This is a genomic window from Deltaproteobacteria bacterium (assembly GCA_015233135.1).
Lineage (GTDB): Bacteria > UBA10199 > UBA10199 > JADFYH01 > JADFYH01 > JADFYH01.
Window position 1 is genome coordinate 45,394 of record JADFYH010000006.1, and the last position, 25,254, is coordinate 70,647.

The 25,254-nt window shown below is 46.0% G+C and carries 10 protein-coding genes; 3 read left to right on the forward strand and 7 right to left on the reverse strand.

Annotated elements, in window-relative coordinates; genetic code table 11:
• Nucleotides 1-154 precede the first annotated feature (154 nt).
• Entirely contained in the window at nucleotides 155-17,113 is a 16,959-nt protein-coding gene (locus tag HQM15_03055) for a DUF1729 domain-containing protein (GenBank protein MBF0491737.1), read from the forward strand.
• 63 nt (nucleotides 17,114-17,176) lie between these two features.
• Nucleotides 17,177-17,620 carry a holo-ACP synthase gene (locus HQM15_03060; GenBank protein ID MBF0491738.1) on the forward strand — a complete coding sequence of 148 codons (444 nt, stop codon included), beginning with the start codon at nucleotides 17,177-17,179 and terminating at the stop codon, nucleotides 17,618-17,620.
• Here HQM15_03060 and uvrB read toward each other — a convergent pair.
• The 5 genes from uvrB to HQM15_03085 form a co-directional block, all read right to left on the reverse strand.
• Complete coding sequence (uvrB, locus tag HQM15_03065; GenBank protein ID MBF0491739.1) at nucleotides 17,617-19,620, reverse strand: excinuclease ABC subunit UvrB; 2,004 nt, start codon at nucleotides 19,618-19,620, stop codon at nucleotides 17,617-17,619. The genes HQM15_03060 and uvrB overlap by 4 nt on opposite strands.
• A gap of 4 nt (nucleotides 19,621-19,624) precedes the next feature.
• On the reverse strand, nucleotides 19,625-21,139 hold the full coding sequence (locus tag HQM15_03070) for a cysteine--tRNA ligase (protein ID MBF0491740.1): 1,515 nt from the start codon (nucleotides 21,137-21,139) through the stop codon (nucleotides 19,625-19,627).
• A 111-nt stretch (nucleotides 21,140-21,250) separates the two neighbouring features.
• Nucleotides 21,251-21,781 carry a 2-C-methyl-D-erythritol 2,4-cyclodiphosphate synthase gene (locus HQM15_03075; GenBank protein MBF0491741.1) on the reverse strand — a complete coding sequence of 177 codons (531 nt, stop codon included), beginning with the start codon at nucleotides 21,779-21,781 and terminating at the stop codon, nucleotides 21,251-21,253.
• A 1-nt stretch (nucleotide 21,782) separates the two neighbouring features.
• The gene (gene ispD / locus HQM15_03080; protein MBF0491742.1) at nucleotides 21,783-22,478 is read right to left on the reverse strand and encodes a 2-C-methyl-D-erythritol 4-phosphate cytidylyltransferase; all 696 of its coding nucleotides are present in this window, start codon (nucleotides 22,476-22,478) and stop codon (nucleotides 21,783-21,785) included.
• 57 nt (nucleotides 22,479-22,535) lie between these two features.
• Nucleotides 22,536-23,063: a CarD family transcriptional regulator gene (locus HQM15_03085; GenBank protein ID MBF0491743.1), complete on the reverse strand. Its 528-nt coding sequence runs from the start codon at nucleotides 23,061-23,063 to the stop codon at nucleotides 22,536-22,538.
• Nucleotides 23,064-23,313: 250 nt separating this feature from the next.
• Between HQM15_03085 and HQM15_03090 the strand changes: the two genes are divergently transcribed.
• Nucleotides 23,314-24,459, forward strand: coding sequence for a pyridoxal phosphate-dependent aminotransferase (locus HQM15_03090; GenBank protein MBF0491744.1), 1,146 nt, complete (start codon nucleotides 23,314-23,316; stop codon nucleotides 24,457-24,459).
• Between the two features lie 80 nt (nucleotides 24,460-24,539).
• Here HQM15_03090 and HQM15_03095 read toward each other — a convergent pair whose 3' ends face one another.
• Complete coding sequence (locus HQM15_03095) at nucleotides 24,540-24,983, reverse strand: PIN domain-containing protein (protein MBF0491745.1); 444 nt, start codon at nucleotides 24,981-24,983, stop codon at nucleotides 24,540-24,542.
• Nucleotides 24,980-25,246, reverse strand: coding sequence for a hypothetical protein (locus tag HQM15_03100; GenBank protein ID MBF0491746.1), 267 nt, complete (start codon nucleotides 25,244-25,246; stop codon nucleotides 24,980-24,982). The genes HQM15_03095 and HQM15_03100 overlap by 4 nt, the downstream gene beginning before the upstream one ends.
• Nucleotides 25,247-25,254: the final 8 nt, after the last annotated feature.

Below are 25,254 nucleotides of genomic sequence, written 5' to 3' on the forward strand. Positions count from 1 at the left end.
AAATATTTGCTCCACTAAGCCACTATTTTTAAACAATTTTTAATTTTTTTAAGAAAAAATAAAAATTCTTAGCAACTTTTTCAGCAAAGCTCCGAAGAGAGTGTGATTCATAAAAATTTGTGCCTTTTTTCCACTACCATTTTAGAGGAGCTCTATGACCATTCTCAGTCGTCTTCCTGTCACTTCCGTCGTCCAAAATCCAGTTTCTAGCCCAGTTTCTGGCATCGACTCTCCCACTCCCAGTTTGGAGGCAGCGGATTTTAACAGCCTGGCCTTTCAATTCGAACATTTTAATTCAAGAGAACTTTCGGATGCGGCCAGGCTACTCGAACGCGGAACTCAAGAGGCCCATGCCCTTTTGGCACAGCCTTCCGCGCAAGGCCAGGCAGAAGAGCTGCTCAAGCTGGAACACCTTTACCGCGCCGTACTTCATTATGCCCATGCGCAAGGATCTGCCAGTCAGCTAAACACCCATGAAATTGAAGCTCAACTTCAGGCCCTGGAAACGCGTTTGGGTGAAATTGCCACCTCACTTCGAAGTGAATTACAAAACGCCAGCAGCAATGGAACTCATCTGGCAAACGCAGCCCTGCTGGTACAAATATCCGATGCCTTGCTCAAGAGCGCCAGTGCCCAAAGCCAGGATCATCATGAATTAAATAACGACAGCGAAGCCAGGGAAAGAGCCAATCATCTGCTGGAAGCTTTGAGCCTAAGATCAAATCTGCTGCAGACTTCTGAGCTCAGCCATACGGTTCGCACCGATCAATTGGGAGAAATCACCCAACAACTTTTGAGTTTAAAGGATTTGGTTTCTGCGCATTCGGGCGTCTGGTCCTACACGGGAAATCAACGCGTCGAGTTTTTTGCGCAAATCTACACACAAATACAGGCAAGTGCAGCGGCTTTTGCGGCTGGATCCGAACATGCAGAATCGGCGGGACGTTTAGTGGCAGCCATCACCCAGCATAATCAACGCAATCTACGTCACCTGCTTTCTAGCGAAGGCCTAGATCAATTTCATAGTGCCTTGCATGAGATTCAAGAACAACTCCGTGCAGCGCAAAATGCAGACCCTGAAAACAAACAACGCATTTTACTGGGCGCTTTGGCAGATGCCGCCACGCTGCAAGATGAAGCCTCTCTGGAACAAGTAGTAAACTTGCTGAATGAAAGCGTGGGAGAAAATCGTCAGAACAAACTCGACTTGCAATACGCCATTATACAGCGTTTGCATGGTTCAAACAGCCCCGTTTTAACTCAAGCAAGCAGTAGTGCAGAAACTTTGATTCAGGATATTTTGGAACATCCCGCTGCAGAGCTTGTCACCCAAGGAAAAGAACTGGTGTTAGCCCATCTGATTTCTGAGAATGCCCCAATTCCTGCGGAACTTTCCGAAAGAGTTTTTGCTAACCTTTTGGGTTTGCAAGAACGTATTTCTCAGGCCCTGGAACGCGCACAGGGGACAGAAGCCGCTTCACTCGCCTATGCAGCCGTTGAAATTGACCGAACGCTTTCGGCCAGTCGCGAACGCGTGATTACCCATCAACTGGCTCAAACCGATAGCCTGACGCTAGAAGAAAGCCCTCAGGCAACGGCGGAACAAGGATGGAAGCTAAATCTTATTCGCGACAATGCACTTCGTTTGGCGGGCTGGGCTCGCAATCATATTCGACCTGAAGAAATTCAACAGCAACGGGCTCAGCTCGAACACAATTTGGAGCACGAACAGCTCATTCACATTCAGGCCTTGTCTCAGGCCTTACAAAACACCGAGCTCTCTTTGCACGATCGTTTTCTCTACACTCAAGCCTTGGCCATTGCGGTACGACATTTGCCAGAAGCTTCACGCACCCCTCTACAAGCAGGCTTGCAAGAGACCTTTCGAACTTTGGCCTTATCGCGCTTACAAGATGCGAGTGTTCAAACTCAACTCTCAACTCACAGCAGCAGAAACACCGAAGCCTTGCAGGAAGCCTGTCTCACAAACTTGAACGAATGTTTGAATGGGGAGCAAGGCGCCGAATGGGCTGCCCGACTCACGGTCGAAAAATTGGATGAATTTTTAGTGGGCTCTTTCAAGGCTCAGCAACAAATTGCACGCTACACTCACAACGGTGTGTTTCAAATTCCTTCTCACTTGAATGCAAATCAATTTAACGCACTTCATCAAGCACTGAGTCATTTTTCTTCAAACCATCTAAAAAATCAGGCCCTGCAAATAGGCGAAGCGCTTCAAAATTTTGTGGATGCCCAAAATGATCCTTTGCGTTCCGCCCGCTTTGCCCGCGAAGTAGCAGGCCTGTACCAACAAGCCGGTCTTCGACAAGAAGCTCGAGCGGCCTTGAATCGCATTCCTGTTTTGGCAAACAGGTTAGACAACAATTCGCGCGTTTCAGCCGAAGCCGCCCGCGAAATTCGTGAGCTGGCTGAAATTGTTCCTGCCCTGGGGCATTTGGGCTTAGAAGGTGAAAATGAAGCACAGGGAATGGAATCTGCCCGCGGAAGCCTAGTGAGACTGCTGACGCATCGACCCGATAATCATTTGGCACAAGCGCTACTCTCGCAAACGGAACAAAGTTTATTAATCGCCCGCGGAGCTGCCTCTACCCAAGTGTTGCGCGCCTTGCTTTCAAACTGGATGAATCAGCAACTGATGGAAAATCCGGATATCAATGGTTCCACACTAGGTCACGAAATGGAGACCTTCTTGGAAGAAATACAGACAAGCATCGCCAGCGGCCGCTTTGACAATGTGGAAGCCGCGCTTCGTTTTGTGTTGCAAGATTCTCCTCGCGCTGCCGAGAGATTCTCGAACATGCAAAGGTTCTTCGTAGGGGCGGGGGTCTCCCGCCCTCAATTTGATAATCCAGGAATGGGCGGGAGAACCCCGCCCCTACAAGATCGCCTGATGGCTTTTTCAGAAGGCGATGGGGCTTGGAACAGCTTACTCGGCGCCTGGAATGGAAGACCTTCTACGATAGACAACGCCAATACCCCAGGAGAACTCGCCTTACGTTTTATTCATCTCAATGGCGGCATCAATACTTCTCAAGCTCAATTCAACACCCATAGCCTTGGCCTTTGCACTAGCCTTGCGGCTCACCGTTTTGGCTACACCCAAGCGGCCACTCAAATTGCAAGAAGCCTGCAAAGCCATGCTGAAACCGCTGCTGCGGCTCAAAGTTTTTTAACCGAACTTCCTGAAGTAGAACAACTCAATCGTCTCTTCAGCACCGTAGAAGAATTTATTCATCCTAAAACTTTTGAAGCGGCCTTTAAAACCTACGGCATGTTTTTACTTCCTTTCGGTGTCGCTCGTTTGGGAGCCGTGAGTACCGAAGCGCTTTGGCTTTCTCGAGTTTGCTTGAGAGGATCTTTCGTCGTTCGAAATATTGCAGAAGCCGCTGTATTCACCGGAATGAATGCCGGCGTTGGGGGAGCTTTTGCTGCTTATGAAAGTTTCTTCTCCAGTCATCGTCATGCGGGCGCCCTGGCGCGTTTTGCAGAAAACACCAGTGCTAAAAGTTTGTTTAGAGAATGGGCCAGCATGTTCACCACTTTTGTCAGCTGTCACGGGGCAGGTGTCATTGTTCGCGGAGCCACAGGCTATAGCCGTTTGGGAATGCTGCGCGCCCTCGATCATTTTGCCACGCCCCTCTGGTTTAAGCGAGCCACCCTCGCTTCTACAAATGTGCTTTTGGGAAGCACCAATTATCTGTTGGGAGATTTAGGGAGCTTCTACGCAGGGGATCTCACCAACGAATTTTTAGGACTACGCCCCCACGAAGAAGAAGCCAATTGGAGACTGGGTGTAGTGAGCAAAGCGTGGGAGCAACAAAAAATGCATTGGGGCGGCAAGAGTTTTCATGTCATTGCCCCGATGAATACTTATCTCACCCACACCGAACAACATTCGGCGGTCCTAAAACGCGTTCCTGAATTCTCCGCCGCTTTTCAGGCCATGGGTTATGAACCAGACAGCGAAGCTGCACTCAGTATGGTTCAGCCTTTGATTGCTTTTGAAAGAGGCACGGTTCCAGGATGGGTCAGCAACCCTCAAGCTTTGGATATTCCTGCGCAGCTTTCTACCCAAGAAGTAACCAGACGAGTAAGAGAACTGGTTCGAGGACGAGCCGGAAACAACAACTCCGTTTCATACCGTAGTGCTGCTGATCCAGGTTGGGAAGGCTTAGACGCAGTGATGCGCCAATATTATCGGATTGACCCTTCTACTCAGCAACCCGGAACTCGCGGACATTTAGATCAGGACTTGGCCCGCGCCCGCCTCATTGCTTTGGGATTACAATATGCTTCTGAAGGGCATTCCGTCGAAGACTTGGTGCGCCAAGTGAAAACTTTAAATGGTGCTCAAGGGTTCGAAGGCGTGTTGCTCCGTTATGCCATGGAACGCCATTTGTCGCCCGATGAACTGGCATCGCAATTTGCTGAAAGGGGTCGTGAATTTTTAGAAGAATTGCGTGAGCGTTGTGCGGAATGGACCAACCCTGAATTTGCCAGGAGTGAACAAAGCACGCGTTGGATGCAACAGCAGTTGGAACAAGTGTTCAGTTTACGCAACGTGAATTTTGCAGATCTACACACAAATTTAGTAGCGGCTCGAGAAACCCTCCACACCTTTCTCAGCGCCGCTGCCTTCGAAGGAAATATTTTAGAGCGCGCTCAACTTTTGCAACACCTGCTTCCCAATTTCTTGATGAACGAAGGCCAAAATTCTCTTTCTGTCGTCGCTCAAAATTTAAGAAAACTCTATCTAGCTCAGGAAAAACAATTCGGCCCCATGAAGCAAGGAGCAAGACTTTCCTTCATGCATGAAGTGCTGGCCCGAATTTCTCCTTTAGACAATTCCACTCTTGAAACTAATTTGCACGATCTGGCAGAAGCCATTGAGAGACGTGAAGTGCGTTTGCAAGAACATGGTGAAGGACAGAATTTGCAAGTGACTGTGGGACCCGCTGTCCTCTCAAGTGAAACTGGAGAGCTGGGAAATACAGTTGAAACGCCCACTGGATCTCTCACTAAGGTTCGAGATGACAGCGCTGTAGAAACGCCTTCACAGGACGAAAACAGTGTTGAACAAAGAGAAGCATCACGCCTTCGCGAGAATGATACAGACGATGGCAACCCAAATTTAATTCAAGATCCATCCGACATACCCAACAACCCACTCACCGTCGCACGTTCTCGTATCGCTGCCGCAAACGACGATGGCCGTATTACTCCTCTTGAACCCAACACTCAAGTGCTGCAAGCCACTGGAACCGACGGTGCTGCGAATCCAGGAGTTCTCCGACAAGCCGCTGCAGGCCAAGTGTTGTCTTTGCATGCCGATCGACCTCGTGCCTCAACAAACACTGAGGAAGGAACACCCACAGTGACTCCATCCCAAGGGGATTCTAAGGGGTCGGGCGGAAATAATGGGGGACAGCCAGAGGGTGGAAAGGATGAAGCTCCACGCAGTAGTTTTGGAGTTCACTTTGTTGAAATTAAAGCAGGAGGCAAAGCTTTTGGAATTCCTGTTAGAAACTGGCCTGCGGCCGTAGAAGTAAGAAATGTTTTTACTAAGTCTGGCAAAACGCGATTTGAATCAGCCAGTGAATTTCTCATTGCCGCACACAATCTCCCCATTAACGACAACTTCAGTAACAGCGACAAACTCAGTGTCTTGGAAGATACTTATAAACATATCGTAAAAGATTATCTCAAAAATAATAGCATCGATATCTACGTCGCCACGCGAGGTTTGGATCGTCAGGCAGAAATCATCACCCATTTCAAACAAGTTGAAAATGAACTTATTGCCAAAGAAATTATTAAAGCCCCCATTCGTAAAAAAGGAGCTTTAATTTTAAAAACCGAAAAAGGTGAAGCAGGTCTTTTTGTTCAATTCGGCGGACAAGCCAATGCGTATTTCAAAGAATTACAATACACCCACGATGCTCGCCAACGTGAGGTAGGTACCCTCTTAGAGAGAGCAGGAACAGTTTTGGCAGAAGATGTACGTTCAGCAGAAGCACAAGCTTCTGGCTTGTTTTTAGAAGGCTTTGATTTAAAAGCTTGGCTCAGCGGCAAAAAGAAAGTGCAAGAGAGTTACTTGAGTAGTTCTGCGGTCAGCCAACCCCTCATCTTTTTGACTCAAATGGCGAACTTGTTGTCTTTCATGAGAGACCAAGGTTTTGAAAGCCCCGCTGAATTCAGAAAATTGGTCAAAGGCGTTACCGGTCACAGCCAAGGGATAATGGCTGCGGACGTATTGGCCCGCTCTGCGACCTACGAAGAGTTTATTGAAAATACCATCAAGAATGCCCGCTATCTTTTATGGCAGGGCATCAGCATGGCTGAATCCTTCCCCGAACGGGATCTGCCCTATGACATGGTGAAACATTCGATTGCTACCAAGCAAAATGAACCCACCGCCATGTTAGGCGCTTTGAAAATCAAAGAAGGAAGTGCTGAAGAGAAAAAAACTTTAGCTGCTCTTGTAGAAAACTTTAATCAAGAAATGAGAGAGCAAGGAAAACTCGACCGACTTTGTCACATCTCTCTTCGAAATTCTCCTCGCAATAACGTAGTTTCTGGTCACCCCGAAAGTATCTTCCTTTTACGTGAACGTTTACTGAAAGAAAAATTTGTAAAAGCAGAAGGAGCCATTGATCAAAGTCTCATTCCTTTTGATCAGCGTAAACTGGAATTCACTTTGGTCGCATTCCCTGTAGCCGCTCCTTTCCACACGCCAGACTCCATGGCAAAAGCGGCTGAAATGCTTTCGGTTCATCTGGAAAGACTGGGGATTAGTTTTGATCCAGCAGGATTAGCGACACCCACTTATTCGACAGCCGATGGTAGCAACTTACAACAGTCAAAAAATCTGACTCAAGATTATGTAAACATGCAAAGCATTGAGCCAGTGATGTGGTGGGATGAAGCCACCCAGGAAGCTACTGCCGAGAATGGCGTTTCACACATCCTTTGCTTCGGGCCTGGAGACGGCATTGCCAATGTAAGCGCGCGTAACAAACAAGGCTCAGGAGTTAAAGTAATTGCTGCCGCAGCCTTAAAGTCTCGTGATGCAGCGTTGATGCTCGATTATACGCATTTGGTAGATCACGACCCCAGCAATGTGCCCTTTGAAGCAAACTGGAAAAAAGAATATTCGCCCACTCTAGTTCGTTTGCCGGATGGTTCCAAAACCATCTCCAGTAAGTTTACACGTTTTGTTGGACGTCCTCCTATAGTCGATGGCGGCAAAACCCCTACCACAGCCCCTGTGGGCTACATGTCGGCTGCAGTCAATTCAGGTTACCATATTGAGTGGGCAGGCGGTGGACAACCTACCGAAAAAATCTTCCGTGAACGTCTGGGAAAAATCGTAGAAAATCTAGAGGAAGAAGGTTCGGCCTTTACGCTCAATACCCTTTTGATCGATCCTTATCTTTGGGGTCTGCATTATCCCCTGGTGCAAGTCGTAGCTAGAGAAGGTGCGCCCATTGAGGGTCTTGCGATTGGTGCAGGTGTGCCCTCACTCGAAGAAGGCACTAAAATTATCAAGGCACTGCGTGAGGCGGGCATTCAACATATTTCCTTCAAACCCGGTAGAACCGATCACATTCTCAAGATCATAGAAATCGCCAAAGCCAACCCCGACATGCAAATCATGATGCAATGGACCGGTGGTTTAGGCGGCGGACATCATAGCTTTGAAGATAAGTACGAACCTATTTTGGAGACCTACGCAAAAATCAGGGAATGCGATAACCTGATTTTAGTAGGGGGTTCAGGCGTGGGAGATGCAAAATCCGCTATGCATTTGATGAGTGGTCGCTGGAGTGAAGAAGTGGGCTTTGCCGCGATGCCCTTTGATGCCGTGCTGTTAGGTTCGCGCACAATGGTGGCAGAAGAATCCACCACAGCCCCTGAAGTAAAGGCTGCCATCATTGCCGCTCAGGGAGTGGATGAATCAAAATGGACAGAAACTTATAAAAAGCCCACCGGAGGAGTAGTGAGTGTTCAAACTCCAATAGAAGGCTCCGATGCTGAGATTCATGCGCTTGCTACACGAGGCGCACGCATGCTGAAAGATTTTGACAGAGATTATTTCAGATTAAAAGCCCCTGTCAAAGCAGGCGAAAAACCAGACCCTGCGGCAAATGACAAATTAAGAGAAGAAGCCATCTTGAGAGATAAAGCCAAAATTATCGCCCGCATTAATGCCGATTTTCAACGTCCCTACTTCGGAAGAAATGCCAGGGGAGAGACGGTTGATCTAGATCAAATGAACTTTGAAGAAGTGGCAAGTCGAATGATTGCCATTATGTTCAACGACCGAGCAGGGGCCAGAAGACCAGGTTGGATTGATGTCACTTACCGCAACCGCTTGGCTTCCTGGCTTTGGCACATCGAGGCTAAGTTTGCCAAAGATCGAAAAAAGGCATTCCTTACCCAACTTCAACGCCCTGAAGATTTGGAAAAAGATCCCCGTGCATTTTTGAGATCTTTCTTTGAAAAATATTCTTCAGCCAGAGAAAGTGTTCTCGATTCTTCGGATGTAAATGAGTTTCTAAAAATTTGTATGGAGCCCGGCAAGCCCGTCAATTTTGTTCCCGTGATCGATAAGAATTTAAAAAGATGGTTAAAAAGTGATTCTCTGGAATATTCGGAAGATCTCAGTTTGATCCATGGCCAAGAAGGCGAAAGTGCTGCAAGCCTTGCGGACAGGGCCTTTGTTCTCCACGGACCCGTTGCTGCTCGCTATTCAACAGACGTAGAACCCATTGCCAAAATTTTTGGAGATATCCATCAAGGCATGATTGATGAGTTAAACAAAAATTATAAGTCGGATAATGAAATCCCTGAAGTAGAATACCTGGGTGGTCCACCTATTCGACGAATAGATCCTTCCAAACAATTGAAGGGCATTACCATTGTTGAACAGACGGATACCCGAATGACAGAAATCCGCATTCCGGGCGATATTGAAAAATTACCACAAGTTCAAGACTGGATCCAATATTTGGCAGGCACTGAAGCCAGCTGGATTCGCGCCGCTTTAATGAGCCCTCAAGCCGTGAGAGGAAAAGGAAGAACAGAAAATAAAATTCCTCTCTTCTTTAAACCTCGCGCAGGCCAAACTTTACGTATTCATCGCAATGAGGCCGGAAAAGTCACTTCACTGGAGCTTTTTGATCCTTCCGATTTAGTCATCAATCCAGAAAATAAAAATCCTTCGGTCGTACTGAGACTCGAGGGTGAAAAAATTCTGGTTACCCGAAATCACGTTCGACCCAGCACCCAAGAAAAGGCTTCGCGTGTCATCGCTTTAAACCTGGAATATCGTTACAATCCCAAACACGGTTTTGCTCCCTTGCACGAAGACATGCCCGATCTCAATCAGCGCATCAAAGATTTTTATGCCCAACTCTGGTTTGATGACAGTATTCGGGATTTATCGGTCAACTCTCGATTTAAGCACAAGATCACCCTCACCCGAGATCAAATCAAATTATTCAATTTGGCCATTCGTAATCGCAATGAACAATTTTTTGATTGGGGTAAAGGGGCCAACTTGGTGGGTGCACCCGACATCATAATTTTGGCGGCCTGGGAATCGATGATCAAAACACTGTTCCCTCCTGAAATTAATGGCAACATCTTCCATCTGGTGCATCAGTGGAATGAATTTGTGAAACTCGATACCTTGAAAGAAGGTGACGAAATTGAAGTCGACTTTGGCATTTCCCAGGTGATGAATAACGAAGCAGGAAAAGATATCACCGTCGAAGGAATGTTGCGAGTCAACGGAGGCGAAAAAGAACTTCCGCTCAATTCCAGTTTCCTCATTCGCGATCGCTTTACCGATTTTGAAAACACCTTCAGCAATAAAAAGTTAACAAGAGAAGTGCAGCTCAACAAAAGTACCGATGTTGAAATTTTGACTTCAAAAAAATGGATACACTGGGAAGAAGGCTACAGACCTAAACTGGAAGACCGTTTGGTATTTGATTTAAGAATGGAATCTCGCTTTAAAGACAACAAAGGCGCTCTTGCCACCACAAACGCCCAGGGAGTGATTCGTCTGGGAGATCGCATTGTAGGGCGTGTTAAATTTGACGATAAGGATGTGAAAGAGAATGCAGTTCAATCCTACTTATTAGCCCACGGGCACTCTCTGGAAATTCCTGAAGTACTCTTTGAAAATGGAGGCTACAATCTTATTCAAACGGACAAAAAGCATGGTTTGGATGAGATGACCGTTCCAGCAGACAATATTTTATATGCCCAGGCCTCACGGGATTTAAATCCAATTCACGTGGATCCTTTAATGGCTCAATATGCCAAACTTCCTTCTACCATCACGCACGGTCTCTTCACCTCTGCGAATGGACGTCGTGTTTTAGAGCATTACGCAGCAAACGGAGATGCAAAACGCGTCAAAAGCTACACCGCTACCTTTGTCGGCATGGTAGAATCCGGGGATCGCTTATTCAGTCAGCTGAAACACATCGGGATGAAAGATGGATTGCAGATTGTCGAAATAGAGACCCGCAATCAACAGGGTAAATTGGTATTGAAAGGTCGAGGTCTTGTAGAGCCTCCTTTGGAATTCATAGGCTTTACCGGACAAGGCAATGCGGCCGCCATCCCTCAAGTCGTGCCAGAACTTTATAACAAATCTCCTGTGGCCAAGGCCATTTGGAACCGGGCCGACAAGCATTTCCAAACGAATTTTGGTTTTTCACTGCTGCAGATTGCAAAGGAAAATCCAAAACAAGTGCGTGTCAATTTCAACACCGAACAAGGTCGTAAAATTCGTGAGTTTTACAAAAAACATATTCCTGGCATCACAGACGAAACCGATTACTATGTATTCCAACATCCTGAGGGGCTTATCAACTCGACCCAGTTCACTCAGGCCATTATTCTCATCCATGAAAAGGCCCTCTTCGAATATCGGCGTTCTCGCGGCTTGGTAAATAGAAATGCCTTTGTCGCCGGTCATAGCTTGGGCGAATATGGTGCGTTAGCAGCCGTATTAGGTGAAAATTATGCGCGCTTCTTAGAAACTGGCACTTCCGATAGCGGCATTCTTTCTTTGGAAGCCATTGCCGAGACCACCTTCTTGCGCGGTCTCACCATGCAAAATGCGGTACCTCGCGATGCGAAAGGCCGTTCCCCTTATTGCATGGTGGCTCTCAATCCCTTTAATTTACGCAAAGGTTTTTCAGAAAAAGATCTCACAGCCATCTTAGGCGCGCTTCAAGGCAAGGCCAGAGAACGCTTTGTTGCAGGGAGATATCCTATCTCCAAACAGGAGCAATTTAAGGGAGTGGAACCTTTACTCGAAGCTGTAAATTATAATATCCAGGATGCACAGTATGTATTAGCGGGAGATAGAACTACCTTAAAGGCCTTTGAATATTTGTGTGAGAAGTTACACAAGCTGGAAATTCCTGAGCGTCTTCAAAAACCAGCGGATCAAAAAGCATTCCTCACCGAAGCCTTGATTGGCCTGCTGGATGCGTCTTTAGATTTTGCCTTGGAAGAACAAGCCAAGCTGGAAGACGGATATTTCAAGACCGAAGAAATCAAGGTAGAAGGAAAATTCTGGACCGGCTTAACGGTGGATATTCCCTTCCATTCTTTGGCCTTGCGCGGTGGAGTGGAGGTCTTCCGTAAAGTGCTTCAAGAACGCTTCCCCAAGAGAATCAATCCTGCTCTTCTGGTGGGAAAATATATTCCCAATTTGAACGGTAAAGTTTTCTCTCTGGAAAGAAGCTACATCGAAGACATTGTAAAAAATTATGCAGACTCTCCTCTTCTAAAAGAAGTCTTATCAAATTGGGAGAATTACCAAGCCGAAGAACTCTGCAGCATTTTAGTCATCGAACTCTTGTCTTATCAGTTTGCCTCGCCTGTCCGATTTATTGAGACGATGGATCATCTCTTTAAAAACGGTGTAGAACGTATGCTGGAAATTGGCCATCAGCCTACTTTAAAAGGCTTTCTCGAAAATACCCGTAAAGCAATCTACAAAAATGCCTTTAGAGAAGGAAGAGAGATTGGTTTTGTCACAGACGAAAAAATAGCTGATTACCAACGAGAAAATGTGGGACCGATTTTATCAGAAGATCTCATCCTGCAATTCATCGAATCTGAAAAACCAAAAGAAGAAAAAGAAGAAGCGAGTGTTTCTTCCGAAACTACTCCCACTGCCACATCCCCTGCCCCTGCCGCAGCGGCAACTGAGAAAAAAGTGGTCAGCAGTGGATACAAGGCCCCGGAAGATGCAGCCCCTCGCGCCTTAGATGCCTTGAAGCTCCTCACGATGGTTGCCTTCAAAAAGAAATTCGCTGACATCAAAGACGATGCGACCATTGAAGAAGTGGCCGCAGGAGATTCTGCCCCAGCCAATGAACTCGTCACCAACGCCAAAAATGAATTTGGAGGAGTCAACTTTGCCGGTAAGGGAAGTGTGAAGTTTAGTGATCTGGCGACGATGGTCACGAACTACAAAAAGATTGGCCCCAAGGTAAATGAATTGCTTACCCAAAATGTGGCCTCCAAATTACCCGGTGGTTTCAGTGTTTCGAAACTGCGTGAGTATCTGAAAAGTGAGTGGGCCTTAGGAGAAGGCCGCAGCGAAGGGGTATTGATTTTCGCTCTGGTCTCTGCCCCAGAAAAACGTTTTGAAGATGAAACGGCCGCTAAGGTTTGGATTGATAGAGTGGTTCAAGAATATGCTACTGCTCAAAAAATCGAACTCGTGAAACCTAAAGATTTGGTACAAGCCGGCGGCGAGGGTGGAAACGCCGTGGATGAGGCGGTACTGAACGAATACAAAGCCAGAGGAGAAGCCCACATTAAAGAAATGATGGCGGCCCACCTTCACTTTTTGGGAGAAGATCCACAGGCTGCGGAAAAAGCCATACAAATGGAAAGACAGTTGCGAAACGATCTTGAGAAAGAACTGGACGCCATCCGCAAAGAACATGGCCAGGAATATCTGGATGGCATTCGCGGAGTATTCTCAGGCAAGAAATTCAGAAATTATAATGCTGCTTGGGCCTGGGGAAGACAAGACGCCCTCATTTTATTCCACGATCTGATGAATCGTCGCCTGACCCTCGAAGACGATGCAATCTTTGAAAAGGCATTTCATCTGCTCAATCGGGCAACACCCGAATTGCTCAAGCAAATCAACTTCCATGCAGAAACCGCCCAAAAAGCCAAACGCAAAGAGGTGGCTGAATTCTTTGCCGATATGGCGGCAAAAATCCAAACCCGCCTCGACACCAAAACCTCACCCCGCACACAAATGCTGGAAGGCTCCAAAGCTCCTCGCACCACCTTTAAAGAAGATGGCAGCATGGAGTTTAAAGAGGTTGCTCGCGAAGGAATTAAAACGGGCGTCGATTATGTGAACGAAATGGAACGAGGAGGCCAGGTAGAAGTCACTCGTGAAAATGATGAGAATAAACGAACTTTGCTGCAAGGCTTCCTAAGAACACAGAAAAAACTAGTTAAAGGCTTTAGAGATGCTTTAACACAAGACCTGGATGTTCGAAGATTATTAAACTCAGCTCTTAATGCAGTACGGGAGATCAGCGGCAGCCTGAACGGTAAAAAATCGGTCGCCTATCTGAGAGCCGTAGAAATTGATTCTCCTAAAGAAACGAACCTGGAACAAACCCAAGCCTACTTTGAAACCTTGCATGACATGGCCAAGAATGGGCTTTCGTTAAAAGGTAAAGTGGCTTTGGTCACCGGTGCAGGCCCCGATTCTATTGGGCTGGCCATGATAGAAGACCTGCTACGAGCCGGTGCCACCGTCATCTGCACTACCTCTACCTTTAGCAAAGAACGGACTGATTTCTACCGCCGCATTTACAAAAATTTTGGCGCATTGGAAGGAGAACTCATTGTTCTTCCCTTCAATCAAGGCTCTGTCGCCGACGTGAATGGCCTGGTCGATTACATCTACAGCCCTACAGACGCCAAAGAAGGCCGCGCTAAAGGGTTGGGTATGGATATCGATTTCATCATCCCCTTTGCGGCCATGGAAGAACGCGGCAAAAAGATTTCCAATTTGGATAACAAATCGGAACTCTCCCACCGCATCATGCTCACCAATACCTTGCGATTGATTGGCGCCGTTCGAAATAAAAAGGTGGAGAAAAATATCCTCAACCGCCCTGCACATGTGGTGGTGCCTTTATCTCCCAATGATGGAGAATTTGGTGGCGATGGTTTGTATGCCGAATCCAAGTTGGGATTAAGATCGCTCTTGAAGAAAATCGGGTCCGAAGATCACAGCAATTATTTGAGTATATCGGGTGCCATCATTGGTTGGACGCGCACACGCCTCATGAGAGAAAATAATGCCGTCGCCGAAGAAATGGAAAAACGTGGTGTGAGGACTTTCAGTCCTCGCGAAATGGCCTTCAATCTGTTGGCCTTGTTACATCCTCGCATGATTCGCGAAGCCCAAAAACGTGCCCTGTTACTGAACTTAAATGGCGGCTTTGAAGAAATTCCAGAATTGGCAAACTTGAATCGGAGTTTAGGCAAAGAAATTTTGGAGAGAAAAACTCTAAAAGAAGCCCTCTTCAAAGAAAATGCACGCGAACTCGAAGCCCTGGGACGCACGGAGACAAAAGCCCGCGAAAGTAGTGCCAAAGCCAACTTTAACTTTGGCTTCCCGGCCCTGCCTTCTCTGGAAAGACTGCAAGAATTGAAACGTCTGCAAGGCATGCACGACCTTTCTAAAGTAACCGTCGCAGTAGGATTTGGCGAAGTGAGCCCTTGGGGGAATGCGCGTACGCGTTGGGAGATGGAAAGTACCGGTGAATTTTCAATGGAAGGCTGCATTGAGATGGCCTGGATCATCGGCAAAATCAAGTACCACAATGGCCCCCTGGAAATTGAAGGAAAGATGCAAAACTACGCCGGCTGGATCGACATCAAGACCAAAGCCCCCGTGGCGGCTCATGAAGTGAAAGCAAAATATGAAAAGGAAATATTGGAACATTCGGGCATACGCATCGTGGAACCCGAACTGGTGCATGGTTATGATCCCAGTAAAAAGATGTTCCTCCGCGAAGTAGCCCTGACCGAGGATTTAAACAATATTGAGGTAGCCAACGAAGCGGAAGCCGATAATTTTATTCTTCAGCATGGAAAAGACAAAGCCATTAAACAACAAAGAAACGGGACCTGGTTTGTCACTCTAAAAGCAGGGGCGGTGATCCGTGTGGCAAGGGCCATGAAGTTCAACCGCTTTGTTGCCGGACAAATTCCCACGGGATTTGATCCTACTCGTTACGGGATTCCAGAAGACTTCGCCAAAAAAGTGGATCCCACTACCCTCTATACCCTCATCTCTACCGCAGAGGCGTTGATTTCTGCGGGTGTCACTGATCCTTACGAATTCTATCAATACATTCACAACTCCAAATTGGGAAACACCATTGGAGGAGGAATGGGTGGAATGAACAGTATTCGTTTGAGTTTCAGAGAGCGTTTGTTGGAAGCTCAGGTCCAAAGCAATATCCTTCAGGAACAATTAATCAACGTCATCCCCGCCTGGGTAAATATGATGCTGCTCTCGGCCTCTGGCCCCGTCATTACCCCCGTGGGAGCTTGTGCCACAGCCGCGGCTTCCATTGAAGCCGGTGCAGGACTGATTGAACAAGGCAAAGCAAAAATCGTCATGGTGGGCGGTGCGGATGATTTTGGTGAAGAAGGTTCTTACGAGTTTGCAAACATGCAAGCCACCAACAATTCTGAAGAAGATATTGCCGCAGGGCGCGTACCCGCTGAACATTGTCGCCCAGCTACCGATACCCGGGCAGGCTTCCTCGAGTCTCAAGGTGCCGGTGTCCAAATTTTGATGTCTGCTGATATGGCCATTCTCATGGGACTTCCTATTTACGGCATTGTGGCTCTCACTCATACCGCGATGGATGGTCAGGGCTCTTCTGTCCCTGCACCGGGCCAGGGAATTTTGACTTCCGCTCAAGAAATAAAAAGCGCTTGGCGAGAAAATGATTTACTCGATTTTAATACTCGGCGTCGTGAGGTGCAAAGCCGAGTGAACAAGATTAGAGCCAGTGAACGCAGGCAAATCGATAAAATGAACCGCACTGCCACTGAACTAAGAGCAAGTGCTGGTGAAAGTGCAGCCCAGGCCTTTATCTGGGGAGAATCGGCAAGAATCGCCATCGACACACAAGCCGATATCAGTATGGTGCATCAAAAGTATGGTCAGGGTTTCTGGCGAACGCACAACGCAGCCATTGAACAACTCATCAACAATAATGAAGGCAGATTCAGTGATGAGGTAAAAGCAGAAGCCTGGAAACATTATATCTCTCCCTTGAGAGGCGCTTTGGCGGTTTGGGGACTTACCCCCGATGACATCGAATTTGCGTCGTTCCATGGAACCTCCACCAACGCAAACGATTACAACGAAAGCCAGGTCAACGATAAACAACAACTTCATCTGGAAAGAAGCACTGGAAATCCCTTGCTCACCATCTGGCAAAAATGGCTTACCGGACATCCTAAAGGCGCTGCCGCTGCCTTTATGGCCAATGGTGCCTTGCAAGCCATGCAGACAGGCATTGTCCCAGGAAATCAAAACCTGGATAACGTGGACCCTGCCCTGCGTAAAAATGAAAACCTGGTCTTCCTGGATAGCAGCGTCAATCATGGTCGATCGCTTAAAGCAGGCCTACTCAAGAGCTTTGGCTTCGGCCAGGCCGGCGGAGAAGTATTACTCATTAACCCGGAATATCTCTTTGCCTCTCTGGAACGACCTGTTTTTGATCGATATTCTCAAGATAGAAATAAACGCCTCAACGCAGCTCATCAATTTAACATGAACACTCTGCTCGGAAGACAAAATTTAATTAACTTTAAGTCTGCTCCTCCCTATCTTCCTGAAGATCGGGATCGAGTTTTCACCGATCCTTCCGCAAGGGCAAGATGGAGTGAAAAGTTTAAATGCTGGATTTATCATTCGGATGATACAGAGGAAGCACGACGTAAAAAGGCCGCAAAAGCCGCGGATGCTGCTGCTCCTGTCTCTGCTTAAAAAAATAAATGGACTTCAGCCAGAGGAATTAGCCTCTGGCTGATCCCCTATGCTTCTCGTTTTATGAAATCCGATTTAGAAAAACTGCTTTATAATTCAAGTCTAGCACTCAGCGGAACTTCGTTTGGAATTGGAGTAGACGTAGAAATTTTGGAAGGGTGGAAAGATCGTCTTCAAAATCAAGATTTTTTAAAGGCAAATTTCAGCCCTCAAGAAATCGAATATTGTCAAACCACCCATCATCCCCAGCAAAGCCTTTTAGGCCGCTGGTGCGCGAAAGAAGCGGTTTTAAAGGCCATGTCGAGCTTTAAACCTCATGAGGCTATTGTCAGGGGTTTTGGACAAGACCTTTCTGAAGTGGAAATCATCCCTTCCGCAGTAAAAACCCCGCTCTGTATTCTACACGGAAAACTCGAACAACGCCGAATCGAACGCGGTATACAGCAAATTAAAATATCCATCAGTCATAGTGAACAATATGCTATTGCAGTGGCAATTTGTCTTTAAGGATTCACCCCAAAACTCAATTCCTGCATCTGCAATTTTTTAATCTCATCACGCAATCGTGCCGCTTCTTCGAACTCCATATCCTTGGCGGCTTGCTGCATTTGTTTTTTCAGTTTTTGAATTCTCTTTTCGATTTGCTCAGGCTTCAGTTTTAGAATTGTATTTTCTTCTTCTAGAGACACCGTCACATAATCCTGTTCGGGCACACTTTGGATGAGATCGGCAATCTTCTTTTGAATGGTGGTGGGCGTAATCCCATGGGCCTTGTTGTACTCCTCTTGAATCGTACGTCGACGCGAGGTCTCACCCATGGCTTGTTTCATCGAATCGGTAAGATGATCGGCATATAAAATTACTTGACCCGAAGCATTTCGCGCGGCCCTTCCAAAGGTTTGAATCAGTGAGCGAGCCGATCTTAAAAAGCCTTCTTTATCCGCATCCAAAACCGCCACTAGAGAGACTTCGGGTAAATCCAGACCTTCTCGCAGCAAATTGATTCCCACCAACACATCGTATTCGCCTCTGCGCAAATTGCGCAGCAGGGCCATGCGCTCGAGGGTTTCTACTTTCGAGTGCAGATAGCGGACACGCACACCAATTTCTGAATAATATTTCGTGAGGTCTTCCGACATGCGCTTGGTCAGCGTCGTAATCAGCACACGCTCATTTTTGCCTACGCGAATTCGAATTTCTTCCAGCAGATCATCCACCTGCATATTCGCTGGCCGCACTTCGACGAGGGGATCCAACAAACCCGTAGGCCGTATCACCTGTTCGACAATCTCACCTTCTGAATGTTGCAGCTCATACTCCGCCGGGGTCGCCGAGACATACACCACCTGATGCATCAACTTTTCGAACTCTTCAAATTTAAGAGGGCGATTGTCCAAGGCTGAAGGCAGACGAAACCCATAATCCACCAGATTTTTCTTTCGTGCCTGATCTCCATTATACATGCCGCGCACCTGAGGAATAGTCAGATGCGACTCGTCTAAAATCATCAGAAAATCTTTTGGAAAATAATCAATCAAGGTTGGCGGAGGCTCACCGGCAGCCCTTCCAGTAAGATGCCGTGAATAATTTTCAATCCCCTTGCAAAAACCAATTTCTTCCATCAGTTCCAAATCGTAATTCGTACGTTGCTCAATGCGTTGCTGTTCCAGATATTTATTTTGATGGTGATACTCTTCCATCCGCTGTTTTAACTCGGCACGAATCGTGAGAATTGAGTTTTTCATGCGATAGTCTTCGGTGACGTAATGGCTGGCCGGATAAATGGCAATCCTGGCTAAATCGTGTAAAATCTCGCCTCGCAGGGGATCCATCTCCAGAATCCGTTCCACTTCATCCCCAAAGAATTCGATGCGAATGGCCTTTTCTTCTTCATGGGCCGGAAAAATTTCAATCACATCTCCCCGCACTCGAAAAGTGCCACGATGAAAATCGTAATCGCCCCGTTGATATTGAATCTTCACCAAATCTTTGAGGATGACATTTCGGTCGATGGATTGACCCTTTTCTATTTCGACGTGCAATCCCTTATAGGCCTCCGGCGAACCTAAACCATAAATGCAAGACACCGAAGCGACGATGATGACATCGTTTCTCTCCAGCAAGGAACGAGTCGCGGAGTGGCGCAGTTTGTCGATTTCTTCGTTGATGGCCGAATCTTTTTCGATGAATAAATCGCGAGAGGGGACATAAGCCTCGGGCTGATAATAATCGTAATAACTCACAAAATATTCCACCGCATTTTCGGGAAACAAATCTTTGAATTCCGAATACAACTGGGCTGCCAAGGTTTTATTGGGGGCCATCACCAGAGCGGGCTTTTGCACACGCGCGATCACCTGGGCCATAGTAAAGGTTTTACCCGAACCGGTCACTCCCAGCAAAGTCTGATGTTTTCTACCTTGGAGAATACCCTGAGAAAGTTTTTCAATGGCTTGGGGTTGATCGCCGCAGGGTTTAAAATCGGAGACAAGTTTAAAATTTCCCATGGAACTAACCCTTCACACTCCACTCCACACTCCCATCCGGTTTATCTTTTAAGACTATATTCATTTGCGCCAGTTCATTTCGAATTTCGTCCGAACGCTTCCAGTTTTTGGAGAGACGAGCCTGCTTACGTTCTTCAATCAGCTGAAGGATTTTGGATTCATCCAAATTTTGATCTTTGACTGCACGAGTTTGTGTGCGTGAAAAAAAGGCCGCTGCATCGGGCTGAAAGCATCCCAGCACCGATGAAATTTTCTCTAAATTGGAAAGAAATTCTTGTAGGGGCGCTGCTTGCCGCGCCCCCACCTGGATTTGATCGAGCATTTTATTCACTTCTCGAACCGATTCAAAAAGGAGTCCAAATACAGCAGCGGTGTTAAAATCATCATCCATGGCTTGCTGGAAGGAAGAGAGAATGTTGCTCAAAGTGTTTTCACCCTCTCCCGCCATGGGAGAAGGAAGATCAACTCCCTCCCCCCTTGAGGGGTGAGGAAAAGCCGCAGGGTTTTCGGGAGAGGGGCCATTCAAAAACTCCCTCACTCTTTTTATCGTCGTATAATAGCGCTCCAGCGCCTCGCCCATGTCGTGTAAATTTTGATCTGAAAAATCAATCGGAGAACGATAGTGCACCGAAAGCAAGAAAGCCCGAACCACTTCCCAATCGTACTGTTTCAAAATGTCTTGGATACTAAAAAAATTTCCCAGCGACTTGCTCATCTTCTCGGCATTGATATTCACAAAACCATTGTGCAACCAATATTTCACAAAATGTTTTCCGGTGGCCCCTTCCGATTGGGCAATTTCATTTTCATGATGAGGAAAAATCAGATCCCGCCCGCCGCCATGGATATCAAAACTCTCTCCCAAATATTTCATCCCCATCGCCGAACATTCGATATGCCAACCCGGGCGGCCTTTCCCCCAGGGCGAATCCCAGGAGGGCTCATCCGGTTTTGCGGCCTTCCATAAAACAAAATCCAGTGGATTTTCCTTGGCCTCCCGAATATCCACCCGCGCCCCGGATTCCAGGTCTTCGATGTTTTTCCCGGAAAGCTTTCCATAATCTTTAAAGTTTTTTACCCGGTAAAACACATCCCCGTCTGCAGTATAGGCAATTCCCTTATCGATGAGTTTTTGAATCAGTTGAAGCATTTGGGGAATGTGCTCGGTCGCCTTGGGTTCAAGCGTGGGACTCCCATTGCCCAAGGCTCGCATGTCGTTATGAAATTCAGCGATGTATTTTTCGGTCAGTTCTTGCCAGGGAATTTTTTGTTCATTGGAACGCTGGATAATTTTATCATCCACATCCGTAAAATTTCGCACAAACTCGATTTGATGATCTGGAAAACGGTGCTTCAAATAACGATAGATCACATCAAAGGCCACATTGGCGCGGGCATGGCCCAAATGGCATTTATCGTAAACCGTCACTCCACACACATACATGCGGATTTTTTTGGGTTGAAGAGGAATGAATTCTTCTTTTTGAGAGGTGAGGGTGTTGTAGAGTTTGAGTGACATTTACTTGATCCCTCCCCTTAAGCTAAGGGGAGGTCAGGAGGGGTTATGGATTCAATTGCATCCACTTGCCATAACGCCCCCTAACCCCCTCTTAGCTTAAGAGGGGGAATATTAAATCGACCTCGCCGCATTCATCTTCCAAGCCAAGGCGGCATCTTTTTCAACAATGGCTTTTTTCATCAGCAGCACCACTGCTTTTGCGGCCATGCCTTCGCCCGCACCGGTAAAACCCAAACCTTCTTCTCGAGTAGCCTTTACCGAAATTTGTGAAGGAAGCACCTGAAGGACACGCACAATGTTTTCTATCATCTGGGGAATATGCGGAAACATTTTGGGCTGCTCCGCAATAATCACTGCATCTAAATTTCCCAACTCGTATCCTTTGTCAGAAACCAGTTTATAAATGTGCTCCAAAAGTTTCAGACTGGAAATACCTTTGTATTGCGGATCCGTATCTGGAAAATGTTTTCCCAAATCTCCCAAGGCCAAAGCGCCAAGCAGGGCATCACCGATGGCATGCAGCAAGGCATCAGCATCCGAATGCCCTTTGAGCCCTTTTTCAAAAGGAATTTCCACTCCGCCCAAAATGAGTTTTCGACCTTCTACCAGGGAATGCACATCATAACCAAATCCAATTCGCATTTTAGTTTACTCCTGTTTCTTGTAGTAAAATTTCTGCAATTTTAAAATCCTGGGGCTGCGTCACTTTTAAATTGAGCGGCGTTGATTCGACGATAAAAACTTCTTCGCCCATAGCTTCTACCAAACTGGCCTCGTCGGTGCCTAAAAAATTTTCAACTTTTGCTTTTTCAAAGGCCTTTCTTAACAAATGGATTTCAAAAACCTGAGGCGTTTGGGCCAAATAAATTTTTTCTCGCGCATGAGTTTTGACAATCGCTTTTTGATCATCCACCTCTTTAATGGTATCGCTGGCAGGGGCTGCAAGCAGCGCGGCTTTTTTTTGAGCTGCAAGTTGAATCACTTGTTCCAACAAGCTCATTTTCAAAAGAGGTCGCGCCGCATCGTGCACACAAACAAGATTGATGTCGTCGCCAATTTTCTTCATTCCTGCCTGAGTGGATTCCTGGCGGTTTTCGCCCCCTGCGACGACCGATTTTAGCTTGGAGTAGAAAAAACGAGAAGCAATTTGATCTTGAAAATAAGAAATATAATCCTGAGGGAGTACCAGAATAACTTCATGAACAAGGGTACAGGCTTCAAAAAGATCTAGGGAATAACAAAGAATAGGTTTGTTACAGAGTGTTAAAAATTGTTTGGGAAGTTCAAAGCCCGCGCGAACTCCCCTTCCGCCAGCAACTAAGACTGCTGATGTTTTCATAAAAAAATCCCCTTCAGAGTTAACTAAAGGGGATTTTAAGCAGACATTCAATTCAAATTACAACGATTTGAAGATTTCGTTAATTTCTTCTTCAATATCGTCTTCATCTTTTTCGGTGCAGATGGACAGTTCTTTCATCAGTAACGATTTTGCTGTATCCAACATCTTTCTTTCACCGAAAGAAAGCTCTTTATCAAAACGCAAGATGGAAAGATCGCGAACCACTTCAGCAATTTCGTACACCGAACCGGTTTTAATCTTATCCATATATTCCCGGTAACGACGATTCCAGGTCTGGGTATCAATCTTTACATTTCGTTCCCGAAGGATGGTATACACATCATCCACTTCGGCCTCTGAAATGATTTCACGAAGACCCACAGCGTTTACGTTATTGGTGGGGACCATGATTTTCATGCCACTGTCTAAAATCTGAAGGACATAAAAGGTTTGTCTGCTACCCAAAATCTCGCGATTCTCAATGCTTTTTACTTCACCTACGCCATGAGCAGGGTAAACAGCCATATCTCCCACTTTAAAAGGAAGCTTTTCTTTTCTTTCTACTTTTAAAACTCCTTTGGCCATTTCATTCTCCTTAGAGGTTTAAGTGTTAAATACGGATTAATTGTTTGCTCACACTCCCCGTCCTTTTTTATGAGGCCGTCCTCCATAGCACAATTTTTCAAAGAGAGCAACGCCTTGTGTCACAGGAAGGCTTATAATTTGTTTATCGGCAGATTTGAAAAAACGTTGCTAAAAATACTGAAAAATCGTTATTTAAATAAATATAAAATAAACATGAAAAAAGCATAACTGTTTGAAATTAATAAATTTTATGGAAAAAGACTCTAAAAGATCGCGGCAAATAAAATCATTTATTGCAATGGAGGTTCTGGAAAAAAGTCAGGAAATGGAAAAAGCAGGAGAAGATGTCATCTCCCTTTCCATTGGCGAACCCGACTTACCCGCCCCTAAGGTAGTCAAACAAGCGGCCATTGAGGCCATCAGAAGAGATTTTACCAAGTACACGCATTCGCAAGGCCTAATTGAATTTCGCGAGGCCGTCTGCGAGTTTTATCATAAAAAACATCACGTGAAGGTGCACCCCGACCAGGTATTTGTCACTTCCGGGAGCTCTCCAGCATTTCTACTGGCCTTTGCCTCCATCCTCGATAACAAGGAGGAGATCATCGTTTCAGACCCCTGTTATCCCTGTTACCCCAACTTTATTAACTTTTTAGAGGGCAAAGCCAAGTTTCTGCCGGTTTATGAAAAAAATCAGTTTCAATATGACCCCGATGAATTGAAAAAAAAGATCACTAAAAAAACCAAAGGGATTTTAGTGACTTCCCCAGGAAATCCCACAGGCTACCTTCTGCCCGCAAAAACCTACGAGGCCTTAGCCAATTTAGGACCTTATTTGATTTCGGATGAAATTTATCAAGGCCTGGTCTACGAGGGAGTAGAAAGATCTGCCTTAGAATTTACAGACCAAGCCTTCGTTTTAAATGGATTTTCTAAATCTTATTCAATGACAGGATTTCGTTTGGGCTATCTCATCGCTCCCAAAAAGCTCTGCAAGGCCATTGCTCGCATGAGTCAGAATTTATACATCTCGGTCAGCTCTTTCATCCAACTCGCCGGCCTAGCTGCTTTAAAAGAGGGGCAAAAAGATCAACTTAAAATGAGAGAGATTTTTAGGGCTCGCCGACAAGTGGCCCTGGAAGAACTCGCCAAAATTGGACTTTCCCCCACCCACATCCCTCAAGGCGCCTTCTATATTTTTATCAATGTAAAAAAGTACACCCAAGATTCTTATAAATTTGCCTTTGACTGTTTGAAAAAAGCCAAAGTAGGCATTACCCCTGGAATTGATTTTGGAAGACATGGAGAAGGCTACATTCGAATTTCTTATGCAAATTCGATCGCGAATATTCGGGAGGGGATAAGGAGGTTGGGGAAGTTTATTGAGGGGTTATAATCATTTTTTACTTTTTACCCCAATTTTCCAAATTCCTTTTTCTAAAAAAGCTTCCAAGGTTTGGCGTTTGGCTTTGTTGATCAAGTTGGAGTGGGAGGTCTTATTTTTTTTTGATACCCAAGCCTCTCAAACCCAGCGATATCAAAATCTTCATCAAAACTAAAAACTTTGGAAATTTTCTGATCCTTAAGCAAGGCAAAAGAAGTTGCATCTGTCATGGAGAAATCTTGATCCAAGTATTTTTCAAGCCAGTTTAAAGCTAGAAGTTCAAGACTGGAGCTAATGGAAATAATCCGAATAGCCGCTGTTGAATAAATTTCACGCGCCACCCTTAAGGCTTTAAGAGTGCCAAACCGGTAAACTAAAAGTGTGATCAACTCACATAAAACAAAATTACTGGTAACACAAGTGTAACGATCTTTCTGAACCTGCTTCCAAAGTTCCAGGCTTTGAACATGCAAGTCGTCTCTCACTACATATTTTGAATAAAAAGCCCCGGTATCAATAAAGAGGTCATGCTTCATTTTTGTTTTTTCTTGGAGTTCTTCTTAAGGAAGGATTCGCTTAAGTAACGATCATGAAAGCGGGAAACATCTTTTGGGCCTTCATCTTCCAAAAGAATTTTATTGGAAAAGAAGGAGTCTTCTTGGGCTGAATGGTGTTTGGATAAAAGATATTTTTCCAAAGCTTTTCGGACCATTTCCGAAAAAGAAATTTTCTCACGAGAGGACTCTTGTAGCACTCTTCGTTTTAAAGTTTCAGGAAGGACGAGTGTAGTTCTATACATAAAGTGGA